Origin of the sequence: Streptomyces sp. NBC_00637 (genome assembly GCF_045161545.1) — a bacterium.
In the GTDB taxonomy this organism is placed as follows: domain Bacteria; phylum Actinomycetota; class Actinomycetes; order Streptomycetales; family Streptomycetaceae; genus Streptomyces.
Genome location: NZ_CP109046.1, coordinates 2831322 through 2843791 on the forward strand (window position 1 = coordinate 2831322; position 12470 = coordinate 2843791).

A 12470-nucleotide genomic window follows, 5' to 3' on the forward strand; every position below is an offset into this window, starting at 1 on the left:
GGGCGGAGGACTCGCGGGACGGAGGATGCGGAGGGCGCCGACGGCTACTTCCATGGAATCACTCCAGGCACGCCTCGCAACCCGGGCCGCGGAGGACCGCCCCGCCGTCGTCCCGCCGACCCGCCGGGCGCGGTGCGGACGCCGGCGTGTCCGCGGACGCGCGTGCCGTGCGGGCGCCCACCGCGTCTGCGGACGTCCGGATTCCGTTCGCACATCCGAGCGGCGGCGCATCCCGGGCCACACCGGAACGATCTCACCCTGATTGCCTGTCGGCTGACGCTCTGAAACCACCCCGACACAACATCTGGGGGTGGCGTGACGGGTGAGCACAAGATGTATGCTCATGCTCGCTGTCGCCGCAGGGGAATCCGGTGCGAATCCGGAACTGTCCCGCAACGGTGTACTCGCGTGCATCCATACCCGTATGCGCACGCCTGTTCAGTCCGAGGCCTGCCGACAGCGCGCCCGGCCGTCCGGTCCGGGTGCCCTGACGTCCGGGTCTCGCGGAGTGGGCCGGTGGACGCGACGCCCCCGCGCGCTCGTGTGCTGCCCCCTGCCCTGCGCAAGGCCCACCGCCGAGCGAGGGAGTGCCCCACGTGACCATCGCGCCAGCCGACCCGGTTTCGGTCTCCGAGCTGGAGACCGACGGTCCCGGTACCGCGTTGCTGCGGACCCTGACCGAGCTGACCGCCGATCTGCCCGACGCCGACCCCGGCCGGGTCGCCGCCGCCGCCCTGCGCGGCCGGTCCGCGCGGGCCGACGAGGCGGAGTTGCGCGAGCTGGCGACGGAGGGGGCCGCGGGTCTGATCTCCGAGGACCCCGCCTACTCGAAGCTGGCCGCCCGGCTGCTGACGATCAGTATCGCCGCGGAGGCCGCCTCCCAGGGCGTCACGTCGTTCACCGGATCGGTCGAGGTCGGCCACCGCGAGGGTCTGATCGCCGACCGCACCGCCGAGTTCGTGCGCGTCCACGCGGTCCGCCTCGACGCCCTGATCGACGAGGCGGCCGACGACCGCTTCGGCTACTTCGGGCTCCGTACGCTGCACAGCCGTTACCTCCTGCGGCACCCGATCACCCGCAAGGTCGTCGAGACGCCGCAGCACTTCCTGCTGCGCGTCGCCTCCGGCCTCGCCGAGGACGACACACCGCGTGCCGTGGACGAGGTCGCCGCGCTCTACCGGCTGATGAGCCGCCTGGACTACCTTCCGTCCTCCCCCACGCTCTTCAACTCCGGTACCCGGCACCCCCAGATGTCGTCCTGCTACCTCCTCGACTCCCCGCTGGACGAGCTGGACTCCATCTACGACCGCTACCACCAGGTGGCCCGGCTGTCGAAGCACGCGGGCGGCATCGGACTGTCGTACTCCCGTATCCGCAGCCGCGGTTCGCTGATCCGTGGCACCAACGGCCACTCCAACGGCATCGTGCCGTTCCTGAAGACGCTCGACGCCTCGGTCGCCGCGGTGAACCAGGGTGGCCGGCGCAAGGGCGCTGCGGCGGTCTACCTGGAGACCTGGCACTCCGACATCGAGGAGTTCCTGGAGCTGCGGGACAACACCGGTGAGGACGCCCGCCGTACGCACAACCTGAACCTCGCGCACTGGATCCCGGACGAGTTCATGCGCCGGGTCAACGCCGACGCCCCCTGGTCGCTGTTCTCCCCGGCCGACGTGCCCGAGCTCGTCGACCTGTGGGGCGAGGAGTTCGACGCGGCGTACCGCTCGGCGGAGGCGGCCGGTCTCGCGAAGAAGACCATCCCCGCCCGTGACCTCTACGGCCGCATGATGCGCACCCTCGCGCAGACCGGCAACGGCTGGATGACCTTCAAGGACGCGGCCAACCGCACCGCCAACCAGACCGCCGAGCCGGGCCACGTCGTGCACTCCTCCAACCTCTGCACAGAGATCCTGGAGGTCACGGACGACGGCGAGACGGCGGTCTGCAACCTGGGTTCGGTGAACCTCGGCGCGTTCGTCGACTCGGGCGCCGGCACGATCGACTGGGAGCGGCTGGACGAGACCGTCCGCACGGCCGTGACCTTCCTCGACCGGGTCGTCGACATCAACTTCTATCCGACCGAGCAGGCGGGTCGCTCCAACGCCCGCTGGCGTCCGGTCGGCCTGGGCGCGATGGGCCTCCAGGACGTCTTCTTCAAGCTGCGGCTGCCCTTCGACTCGCCCGAGGCGAAGGCGCTGTCCACCCGTATCGCCGAGCGCGTCATGCTCGCCGCGTACGAGGCCTCCGCCGAGCTGGCCGAGCGCAACGGCCCGCTGCCTGCCTGGGAGAAGACCCGTACGGCCAGGGGCGTGCTGCACCCGGACCACTACGGCGTCGAGTTCACCTGGCCGGAGCGCTGGGCCGCCCTGCGCGAGCGGATCGCGCGGACCGGTCTGCGCAACTCCCTGCTGCTCGCCATCGCGCCCACCGCCACCATCGCGTCCATCGCGGGCGTGTACGAGTGCATCGAGCCGCAGGTGTCCAACCTGTTCAAGCGCGAGACGCTGTCCGGCGAGTTCCTCCAGGTCAACTCCTACCTGGTGCAGGACCTCAAGGACCTCGGCGTCTGGGACGCCCGCACCCGTGAGGCGCTGCGCGACTCCAGCGGCTCGGTGCAGGAGTTCGCCTGGATCCCGGCCGAGGTGCGCGCCCTGTACCGCACGGCCTGGGAGATCCCGCAGCGCGGCCTGATCGACATGGCCGCCGCCCGCACCCCGTACCTGGACCAGGCCCAGTCCCTGAACCTGTTCCTGGAGACGCCGACCATCGGCAAGCTCTCCTCGATGTACGCGTACGCCTGGAAGTCGGGCCTGAAGACGACGTACTACCTGCGCTCGCGCCCGGCGACCCGCATCGCCCGCGCGGCCCAGGCCCAGGCACAGCCCGAGAAGTCCCTCCCCGTGCAGCAGGTGACCGAGCCCGACGCCGTGGCCTGCTCCCTTGAGAACCCCGAGTCCTGCGAGGCCTGCCAGTAATGACCACCGCACCCGAGAAGACCGAGAAGAACCTGCTCGACCCGGGCTTCGAGCTGACCCTGCGCCCGATGCGTTACCCGGACTTCTACGAGCGGTACCGGGACGCGATCAAGAACACCTGGACCGTCGAGGAGGTCGACCTCCACTCGGACGTCGCCGACCTGGCGAAGCTCTCCGAGGGCGAGCAGCACATGATCGGCCGGCTGGTCGCGTTCTTCGCGACGGGCGACTCGATCGTGGCGAACAACCTCGTGCTGACGCTGTACAAGCACATCAACTCCCCCGAGGCGCGCCTCTACCTGTCGCGGCAGCTCTTCGAGGAGGCCGTCCACGTCCAGTTCTATCTGACGCTCCTGGACACCTACCTGCCCGACCCGGAGGACAGGGCGGCGGCCTTCGCCGCGGTCGAGAACATCCCGTCGATCCGTGAGAAGGCCGAGTTCTGCTTCAAGTGGATCAACGAGGTCGAGAAGCTGGACCGGCTGGAGACCAAGGCCGACCGCCGCCGCTTCCTGCTCAACCTGATCTGCTTCGCCGCGTGCATCGAGGGCCTGTTCTTCTACGGCGCCTTCGCGTACGTGTACTGGTTCCGCAGCCGGGGTCTGCTGCACGGTCTCGCCACGGGCACCAACTGGGTGTTCCGTGACGAGACGATGCACATGAGCTTCGCCTTCGAGGTGGTCGACACCGTCCGCAAGGAGGAGCCGGACCTCTTCGACGACCAGCTCCAGGAGGAGGTGACGGCCATGCTGCGGGAGGCCGTCGAGGCCGAGCTCCAGTTCGGCCGCGACCTGTGCGGCGAGGGGCTGCCGGGCATGAACACCGACTCGATGCGGCAGTACCTGGAGTGCGTGGCCGACCAGCGGCTGTCGCGGCTCGGGTTCGCCCCGGTGTACGGCTCGGAGAACCCCTTCTCCTTCATGGAGCTCCAGGGTGTTCAGGAGCTGACCAACTTCTTCGAGCGCCGTCCGTCGGCGTACCAGGTCGCGGTGGAGGGCACCGTCGACCTGGACGAGGACTTCTGAGCCGCCCTCTCCCCCCGGGCCTCCTGGGCCTCCCTTATCTGCCGGTCGGCGCGCCGGTCGCGCACGATGCCGAACGCGGACGGGAGGGCCAGGAGGACGAGGATCCCGAGGACCAGGAGCATTCCGATGAGGCCTTCGATCTGGTTCGTGTTCATGGACACCAGTCTCCGGCCGGACACTCCTGACCGTGAGTGGCAGGACTGCCGCACACCTTCAAATTCCTGCCACTTCGGGTGCACACTGGCAGCATGCTGAAAAACGTGGCGGCCGTCCTCCTCGACGGCGTGCATCCCTTCGAACTCGGCGTCGTCTGCGAGGTGTTCGGCCTCGACCGCAGCGACGAGGGGCTCCCGGTGTACGACTTCGCCGTGGTGTCCGCCGAGGGCCCGGTCCTGCGCACCCACGTCGGCGGGCTCACCGTGTCCACGCCGTACGGCCTCGACCGGCTGGAGGAGGCCGACCTGATCGCCGTCCCGGCCGCCGACTCGAACGTCGACCGGGTGTATCCGCCCGAGCTGCTCGCCGCGCTGCGCCGGGCGGTGGACCGGGGCGCCCGGGTCCTCAGCGTCTGCTCCGGGGTCTTCGTGCTGGGCGCCGCCGGGCTGCTCGACGGCAGGCGCTGCGCCGCGCACTGGCGGCACGCGGACGTGCTGGCCCGCCGCTACCCCCGGACGGCCGTCGAGGCGGACGTGCTGTACGTCGACGAGGACCCGGTGATCACCTCGGCCGGCACGGCCGCCGGCATCGACGCCTGTCTGCACCTGGTCCGCAAGGAGCAGGGGCCCGAGGTGGCCAACCGGATCGCCCGGCGGATGGTGGTGCCGCCGCACCGGGACGGCGGCCAGGCCCAGTTCATCGAGCGGCCGCTGCCCCGGTCGCGGTGCGACACCGTCGGCGAGGTGCTCGTGTGGATGGAGCAGCACCTCGACGAGGAGGTCACGGTGGAGCAGCTCGCGGAACGCGCCCACATGTCACCGCGCACCTTCGCCCGCCGGTTCCAGCAGGAGACGGGCACCACTCCCTACCGCTGGCTGCTGCGCCAGCGGGTGCTGCTGGCCCAGCACCTGCTGGAGGCGACGGACGAGACGGTGGACGCGATCGCCTGGCGCGCCGGCTTCGGTACGGCCGGCGCCCTGCGCCATCAGTTCGTGCAGGCGCTGGGGACGTCCCCCAACGCCTATCGGCGCACGTTCCGCGGCCCCCAGGCCGTCGCCTGAGCCGCGGCTCTCACCCGGACACGGCCCGCAGCAGCAGCCGGCGCGGCCGGAGCGTGATCCCGATGTGCGTCCGGTTGTCGGAGCCCGGTACCGGCTCGAAGCGGAACGCGGACGCCACCACCGCGGCGATCAGCGTCAGCTCGGCCATCGAGAAGTGGTCGCTCGGGCACTTCCGGTTGCCGACGCCGAAGGGCGTCATGGCGTACTTCGGCACCTCCGGGGAGCGGCCGGGCAGCCAGCGGTCGGGATCGAACTCCGCGTGCCGCTCGTACGACCGCGGATCGCGCTGTACGGCGTACGGGCTGTAGACGATGTCGGCGCCCGCGGGAATGCGGTAGCCGCCGAGCTCGGTCTCGGTCACCGCGCGCCGCGTCAATATCCATACGGCGGGATACAGCCGCATGGTCTCGACGACGACATTGGCGGTGTGCTGGAGCTTTCGGACGTCGCCGAAAGAGACCGGCCGGTTCCCTACGACGCTTTTCACCTCTTCGCGGATCTTGTCCACCTGCTCGGGGTGCTCGGTGAGGACGTGGAGCAGCGACATGACCACGGAGCCTGCTGTTTCGCTGCCCGGGGTGAGTATCGCGATGACCTGGTCGTGGATCTCCTGTTCCCCGATCGGCTCGCCATTCTCGTCCTTCGCCTCCAGCAAAGCCGTCAGCAAATCGTTCGGCTTTTGACCGGATGCGCGGCGGTCGGCGATGATCTCGTCCACCAGCCGGTGCAGATCGGCCAGCGCCCGGTTGAATTCGCGGTTGGCCGGAACCGGTACCCGATAAAGCGGCCCGAGAGGTACCACCATGCGTTGGTACATACCCGCGAACAGTGTGGCGAGCGCGGAGGTGATGCGCTCGGACCGGGCGTCCATATAGCTGCCGCGCATCAGGCAGCGGGCGGAGATGCGCACGGACACCCGGAAGGACTCCGCGGTGACGTCGAGAACCTCGCCGTTGCGCCAGCGCTCGACGAGGGCGTACGCCTCTTCCTCCATGATCGGCCCGTAGCCGGGGATGGCGTCGAGCCGGAACGCGGGCTGGATCGTGCGCCGCTGGCGGCGGTGCATCGGGCCGTTGGCCGTGGCCACGCCCTGCTTGCCGAGCAGGCTCTCCAGGGACTCCCACAGGGGCCCCGAGATGATGTAGTCCGGGCTGAGCGCCAGGGCGCCGGTGAGGTCCGGCGCGGTGACGGCGTACACCGTCTTGGGGCCGAGCCTGAGGCGGACGATGTCGCCGTGGTCGCGGAGCCGGGCAAGGAACGCCAGCGGATCACGGGCCAGCTTCCAGCCGTGTCCGAGGAGCGGGACCCTGCCGCCGGCCAAGGGTGGCTCGCGCAGTTCGGGCGCCGTGGGGGTCGCGGGTTTCACCGACTCGACGGTCATTTCTCACCTGCCGCTTCGTTGTTGACGTACGGGGGCGTGGACCGGTCGTCCCAGCTGTCGACCATGTATCGGCCGGACTCGTGGTGGAACCAGTAGACGGAACTGAACCAGTTCCGCATATTGCCGAGGCAGGACCGCACGGCGGCACCGAGTTGATTTCCGCGGACCGTCCCGTCGGCAAGCCGGTCGGCGAGCCGTAAGACGTCCTGCTCGGCGACGAGGAATTCGGAGATGCATTCCTCCACGCGGCGCCTGACTTCCTCGACCGCTTCTTCCAGGGTCAGTCCCTCATGGGTGATGAGACTGATCCCGAGATTGTGCACCTCATCGCCCGCTATTTCCTTGGGCAGCGAGCAGAGATCGTTGTACCAGGCGGCGAATTCCTGACTCAGCAGTGCCGCGCGGCGAAATGCGGGGTGTTTCCGCACCGGGTCCGGGAGTTCGAGTCCGGCACTCGGCTCCAGCAGGTCGGTCCAGATCCAGTGCGCGAAGGTGAGCCGACGCAGCGCCAGATATTCATCGACCGTGGGAATGCGCCCTTCGATTCGGTTGTGGAATTCCCGGTCGTATGCCTCGATCACGGCGTGGAAGTGCCGGGCGAACCGGGCGTTCCAGGTGGCGGGAAGGAAGGAGGCGAGCCGGCTCACACTGTCCGCGAGCCCGGCGACCAGCGGATCCGGGTGGCACAGATGCCGTGCCGGGGAGTCCAGGGCCGCGTGCAAGCGGAACTTGAGCCGCCGCCAGGAGGACGTCCGGCCGTGCACGACGTCACGGTCGTGCCGGTCGTCCCAGACGAAGAACCACGCGCTGTAGTCGGCGATGGCCTGCATGACCTCGTCGGGTGCGCCGAGGTAGAAGCCCGCCATCAGGTCGGTGTAGCAAAGTCCGTCGGCATATTCTGCGACCTTGTCCGCCGGCATCAACCGCATTTTCAGCAGCCAGGAGCGCGTCTTCTCCTGCAACTGGGGCCAATACGGATGCAGTTGCCGGGGAAACGCCGCCTCGATGACCGGAAGAGAGAGCGAGGGAGGGACCGCGGGCGCGGTCACCGTCGCTGTGGTGCTGTATGTGGTGCTGTATGGGAAAGCTGGCACGGACAACCCCTCTCAGCCGCCAGTGGGCACACACCCCTCCCCCCGTGCCGGGCGTGCGCCGTTGCGTATCCCCGCACATCCCATTCAGCACTACAACTGACCGTTCTGGGAACGGATTTGCTTCATTCACTACCCCAACATGCCGAGATTCCGCCCCTGAGTGACTGGTTACGGATCAGCAGATGTGCAGTAGATGTGCGTAAGCGATCGAACGTCCGTCGGACACACGAACGACGCCCGGCCGGAGTGATCCGGCCGGGCGTCGTGAAGGTGCGGGTGGGCTCAGTCGTTGGCGACCACGGGGTAACGGGGCTCGTTCTCGGCCATCTGCCGCAGGGCGTCCTTGCGTTCACGCTTGGACAGACGGTCGATGTAGAGGTAGCCGTACAGGTGGTCGGTCTCGTGCTGCAAACACCGAGCGAAGTATCCGGTGCCGCGCACCCTGATCGGGTTGCCCTGCTCGTCCTGCCCGGTCACTTCGGCGTAGTCGGGACGGGCCAGCGGCGCGTAGGCGGTGGGCACCGACAGACAGCCCTCGTTGCTGTCGTCCAGCCGGCGCCGCTCGGCGGGCAGCTCGACGAGCTTGGGGTTGCAGATGACGCCGGTGTGCCGGGCGCCCTCGTCGTCGGGGCAGTCGTAGACGAAGACCTTCAGGTCGACGCCGACCTGGTTGGCGGCCAGGCCCACTCCCTCGGCGGTGTGCTGCGAGGCGAACATGTCCGCGACCAGCTGCCGCAGCTCGTCGCCGAACTCGGTGACGTCCTTGCACTCCTTGTGCAGCACCGGGTTCCCGACGACGGTGATCGGCCGCGAGGTGCCGGCCTCACGCCACGCCAGCTCGCGGGCCTCCGCCTCCTCGGTGTCGATGACGAAGCCCTCGTCGTCCACGGGGAGCACGCCCGCGTGCTGCTGATCGGTGTCCTGCTGCGCCATGACCGACGATGCCTTCCTCAAACAGACAGGTGGTGAATGCTCGATACAGGGTACGGGCAGCGCGCCGTCTCAGGGGCGCGGGGAAGGGCGCGAGCAGCCACGACGAACACGCGGTCGAAGGAGGTCAGCAGACCTCTTCCAGATCCCGCCAGTCCCTGGAATCGGGGCTGTCGGCGACCCACCCGTCCAGCAACCCCCGGACGAGAGAAGCCGGCGCGGCCACGCCACACTCCCGCTCCGGCACCCACAGCTGCCCGTCCGTGCGGTGCCCGAGCGGCCCCGGATGCCCCGGCTCGCTGTGGTCGTGCGGGTCGAGATGCTCGCCGTCGCCCTCGTCGGACGGCATCCGCGACTCCGAGCACATCCGGCACAGCAGCCGCACCGACGACGACCAGTCCTCCGCCGCGAAACCCGCGTCGGCCGCCAGCTGCTCCAGCGCGTCCCGGTCGGACTCGGTGGCCGCCTCCAGCAGGACGACCCAGGTCGGCACGGGCGACGGCGCCCACAGCTCGATCTCGTCGAAGACCGGGTAGGAATGGCCAGTGACGGTGGTCCGCTCGCCGTGCGGCACCCCGTCGTGCAGCACGACCTCGCCCCAGCGACGCCCGGACGAGGGCAGCGGGATGGACAGCACCTCCATCCGGGCGGGGTCCAGCCGCCGCCCCCACACCACCTCGGCCTCGCCCTCGGGCGACAGCCGTACGGCCGCGCTGCCCAGCTCCATACCGACCGGTTCGCCCGCGCCTATGGCATCCCCCGGCACCCGCAGCCCGTACGCCTGCCAGGCACGTCGGGCCAGCGGCCAGTCCTGGAGGGCGGTGGCCGCGATGCCGACGTTCCACCAGTCGGGGGCCCCTGCCTCGCGGTCGAGCAGGGCGACCGCCCGCAGTCCCGCCGTACGGGCCTGCTCCCAGTCGTGCCGGAACTTGTGCAGCAGGGCCAGGTTGAACCAGGACTCGGACAGCCAGGGTTCCAGGTCGGCGGCACGTGTCAGCAGCGCGCCCGCGTCCTCGTACCGCCCGTCGCCGATCAGCGTGAACGCGCGGTCGGTGGCCTGCCGCCAGGAGGCGGAGGGCCGGTGCCGTCCCTTGCCGAAGATCCTCACGATTCCCGCCTGCCAGTTCCGTTCTGTGGGCTGGCCAGTGCCCCCGGACACTCTCTCCCTCGCATCCAACCACGTGTGGCCGGAGGGCCGCTCATTACCCATGGGTTACCCACCTTCGACCGAGGTCAGACCGCCCACCCGTCGCCCGCCGCCAGCCTGCCCGCGCCTCCCCCGGGGCCCGACGTCCGGGGGTACCCCCGACGGGCCACCCCCATGTTCCACAGCACCCTGGCCAGGGCCTCCACCACCTCCGGCGCGTACTCCCCGCCGGTGCCGAGGCGCAGCTCCTCCAGAGCCGTGAGAGGCCCACCGGGACCGCTGCCCCGGACCTTCTCCTCGTATGCGTTCACCACCCGGACTATGCGTGCGGCCACCGGCTGCTCCGGGTAGGGGTCGGCCTGCCGCTCGACGACCGTCGCGACCTCGGCGCCCGCCCCGGTCTGGCGGACGACGGCCCCGCCGAGCAGCGCGATCCGCCGTTGCTGGGCCGCCGGCAGCCCCGCGGTGGCGCCGGCCGGGACCGGGTCGACGAGGCTGAGCTGGCCGATGTCGTGCATGAGGGCCGCGTACTCCAGGACGGCCAGCTCGGGCTCCGGCAGCCCCAGATCCCGGCCCACGGCCTGGCTGAGCGCGGCGACCCTGCGGGCGTGCCCGGCGGGGGTGTACCCGGCGATCTCGGTGGCGCGGGCCAGCGAGGCGATGGTCTGCCGGTAGGTGGCCCGCACCGCCGCGTACCGGCGCAGGGACAGCTGGGTCAGCAGCAGCGGCACCGAGAACACCGGCAGCGCCCACAGCCCGACGACGGACACCGCGAGCGCCATCACCGCCCCCGTCGCGCAGACCGCCGAGCCGATCCCGGGCACCGCCCGCAGCTCGTCCCGCAGCAGCGGGGTGAACGGCCAGCCGGTACGGGAGTGGGCGAGCGCGGCGGCGACCACGGCGTCGCACAGGACGGTCAGGACGAGCAGCGCCGACAGCAGCAGCGCGTAGGCGGGCCCGCTCCAGCCGTCGAACACCCCGCGGTTGTGGAGGGGCTGGAAGCAGACGGCGGCGAACCCGACGGCCAGTACCCGCCGGACCAGGTGGTCGAGGACGGCCTGTCCCCGGGCCAGCTGCGGCACGCTGCCGAGCAGGGAGGCGGCGACCACGACCGCCACGACCTGGGTGACCCCGTGGTGGGTGGGGTGCCCGGCGTGTCCTCCGACCAGCGCGTACGACAGCGACCCGGCGGCGCCGAGCGGCGCGGCCTCGCGCAGCCGGGGCCCGCTCTGGGGCCGGGTCAGCTCCCCCACGGCGACGAGGATCCCGAAGGCGAGCGCGACGGGGCGGTCCTCGACGCCCGTCAGGAACGTGACGAGGAGGGAGACGGCGACGAGGAGCCCGGCCGCGGAGTGAAGGGCGACGTGCGAGCGGCGGACGGTCATCGGCGCGCCTCGGACCGGCCGTCGGAGGCCTGCGCGGGCACGGCCGACCGGTCCTCCTCGGCGGTCACGACCGGATGCCAGCCGTCCCGCGCGATGACGTGCGCCAGCGCCGCGACCATCCGGGGATCGAAGTGGGCGCCCGCGCACCTGTGCAGCTCCTCCAGCGCGACGTGCACCGGCCGGGCCCTGCTGTAGGACCTGGTGGACGTCATGGCGTCGAAGGCGTCCGCGACGGCGACCACCCGGGCCGCTTCCGGGATCTGGCTGCCCACCAGCCCGTACGGGTAGCCGGTGCCGTCGATGCGTTCGTGGTGGTGGAGGATCGCCGAGCGGGCCTCGCCGAGGAAGGAGATCCCGCGGGTGATCTCGTGCCCGTACTCGGGGTGCAGCTCGATCACGCGCCGCTCCTGCGGTGTCAGCGGCCCGTCCTTGCGCAACAGCCGGGTGGGAACGCCGAGTTTGCCGACGTCGTGCAGGATCCCGGCGAAGCGGAGCATGTCGATCCGGCTCTCGTCCATCCCCAGTTCGCGCCCGATGAGCACCGAGGCCTGGCCGACGCGTTCGCTGTGCCCGCGCGTGTAGCCGTCCTTGATGTCGACGGCCTGCACCAGGGCGCGGATGGTCGCCTGGTGGGCGGCGCGCTCCCGGTGGTACTGCGCGAACACCCACCACGACACGGCCATCGGGAACAGCACGAGCAGGGCGGCCACCGGCCCGTAGGGGCTGAGCCACAGCACGGCCATCATCAGCCCGCCGAGCCCGTGCACGGCCAGCGGCGCGAGGGAACGCAGGAACAGCCCCCGGCAGACCTGCCGCGGCGGCAACCCCTCGGCGAGCGCCAGCATCCCGCCGTCCAGCAGCGCGAGCACGACGCAGAAGACCAGCACGGCCGCGCCCGCCGGCAGCAGCGCGTACGGCAGGTCGGAGTCGGCCACGGCGTCCCGCCCGCCGAGCGCGGCGTGCACCCGGGCGGCGGCCACCACGGCGAGCGAGGAGTGGGCGGCCCGCCAGAGCCGGCGCAGCAGAAAGGGGCGCCGCTCGACGTGCGAGAACAGCGCCCCGGGCAGCGGGACGAGCGCGGCCGCGGCCGGCGCGAGCAGGAAGGCCCCGGCCAGCAGCACGGGGTGCAGGGTGCCGGCGAACCTGCGCCGGGCGATCCGCTCGCCGCCGGCGTACAGGGCGGCGAGCAGGGCGACGGCCCCCCAGGGGGTACGGGCGTCGTCGCGCAGCGAGGGGAGCGTGCAGAGCAGGGCACCGAGGGCGACACAGGCGGCGTAGATGCGCGCCCGCGCCGGAATCCCCTCCATGACGCCTCCCCC

Annotated in this window: 10 protein-coding genes and 1 riboswitch; of the genes, 3 read left to right on the plus strand and 7 right to left on the minus strand. The window is 70.9% G+C overall.

Features of this window, described 5'->3' with window-relative positions; genetic code table 11:
* Positions 1-362 precede the first annotated feature (362 nt).
* Positions 363-451, plus strand: a riboswitch (cobalamin riboswitch).
* A gap of 145 nt (positions 452-596) precedes the next feature.
* On the plus strand, positions 597-2972 hold the full coding sequence (locus OG440_RS12025; protein ID WP_406006833.1) for a ribonucleoside-diphosphate reductase subunit alpha: 2376 nt from the start codon (positions 597-599) through the stop codon (positions 2970-2972).
* Positions 2972-3997, plus strand: coding sequence for a ribonucleotide-diphosphate reductase subunit beta (locus OG440_RS12030; protein ID WP_406006834.1), 1026 nt, complete (start codon positions 2972-2974; stop codon positions 3995-3997). Before OG440_RS12025 ends, OG440_RS12030 begins: the two co-directional genes overlap by 1 nt.
* Here the strand turns inward: OG440_RS12030 and OG440_RS12035 are convergent.
* A complete protein-coding gene (locus OG440_RS12035; RefSeq protein ID WP_406006835.1) occupies positions 3910-4152 on the minus strand; it encodes a hypothetical protein in 243 nt (80 codons plus the stop codon). The genes OG440_RS12030 and OG440_RS12035 overlap by 88 nt on opposite strands.
* A gap of 93 nt (positions 4153-4245) precedes the next feature.
* On the opposite strand from OG440_RS12035, the gene OG440_RS12040 reads away from it, so the two are divergent.
* Positions 4246-5214 (plus strand): helix-turn-helix domain-containing protein, encoded by a 969-nt coding sequence (locus OG440_RS12040; protein WP_406006836.1) that lies wholly within the window; start codon positions 4246-4248, stop codon positions 5212-5214.
* Between the two features lie 10 nt (positions 5215-5224).
* On the opposite strand, the gene OG440_RS12045 is transcribed toward OG440_RS12040, so the two are convergent.
* From OG440_RS12045 to OG440_RS12070, 6 genes are all read right to left on the minus strand, one after another.
* Entirely contained in the window at positions 5225-6595 is a 1371-nt protein-coding gene (locus tag OG440_RS12045) for a cytochrome P450 (RefSeq protein ID WP_406006837.1), read from the minus strand.
* Positions 6592-7644: an epi-isozizaene synthase gene (gene cyc1, locus OG440_RS12050; RefSeq protein ID WP_406006838.1), complete on the minus strand. Its 1053-nt coding sequence runs from the start codon at positions 7642-7644 to the stop codon at positions 6592-6594. Before cyc1 ends, OG440_RS12045 begins: the two co-directional genes overlap by 4 nt.
* A gap of 327 nt (positions 7645-7971) precedes the next feature.
* Positions 7972-8622, minus strand: coding sequence for a peptide deformylase (def, locus tag OG440_RS12055; RefSeq protein ID WP_406006839.1), 651 nt, complete (start codon positions 8620-8622; stop codon positions 7972-7974).
* 124 nt (positions 8623-8746) lie between these two features.
* A complete protein-coding gene (locus tag OG440_RS12060; RefSeq protein ID WP_406006840.1) occupies positions 8747-9727 on the minus strand; it encodes a tetratricopeptide repeat protein in 981 nt (326 codons plus the stop codon).
* Positions 9728-9852: 125 nt separating this feature from the next.
* The gene (locus tag OG440_RS12065; protein ID WP_406006841.1) at positions 9853-11151 is read right to left on the minus strand and encodes an HD-GYP domain-containing protein; all 1299 of its coding nucleotides are present in this window, start codon (positions 11149-11151) and stop codon (positions 9853-9855) included.
* The gene (locus OG440_RS12070; protein ID WP_406006842.1) at positions 11148-12458 is read right to left on the minus strand and encodes an HD-GYP domain-containing protein; all 1311 of its coding nucleotides are present in this window, start codon (positions 12456-12458) and stop codon (positions 11148-11150) included. Before OG440_RS12070 ends, OG440_RS12065 begins: the two co-directional genes overlap by 4 nt.
* Positions 12459-12470 lie beyond the last annotated feature (12 nt).

What these genes read in the sequence shown, in the direction of transcription:
- OG440_RS12030 (WP_406006834.1), top strand. Translation starts at nt 2,972, where the DNA reads ATGACCACCGCACCCGAGAAGACCGAGAAGAACCTGCTCGACCCGGGC.
- OG440_RS12035 (WP_406006835.1), bottom strand. Translation starts at nt 4,152, where the DNA reads ATGAACACGAACCAGATCGAAGGCCTCATCGGAATGCTCCTGGTCCTC.
- OG440_RS12040 (WP_406006836.1), top strand. Translation starts at nt 4,246, where the DNA reads ATGCTGAAAAACGTGGCGGCCGTCCTCCTCGACGGCGTGCATCCCTTC.
- OG440_RS12045 (WP_406006837.1), bottom strand. Translation starts at nt 6,595, where the DNA reads ATGACCGTCGAGTCGGTGAAACCCGCGACCCCCACGGCGCCCGAACTG.
- def (WP_406006839.1), bottom strand. Translation starts at nt 8,622, where the DNA reads ATGGCGCAGCAGGACACCGATCAGCAGCACGCGGGCGTGCTCCCCGTG.
- OG440_RS12065 (WP_406006841.1), bottom strand. Translation starts at nt 11,151, where the DNA reads ATGACCGTCCGCCGCTCGCACGTCGCCCTTCACTCCGCGGCCGGGCTC.
- OG440_RS12070 (WP_406006842.1), bottom strand. Translation starts at nt 12,458, where the DNA reads ATGGAGGGGATTCCGGCGCGGGCGCGCATCTACGCCGCCTGTGTCGCC.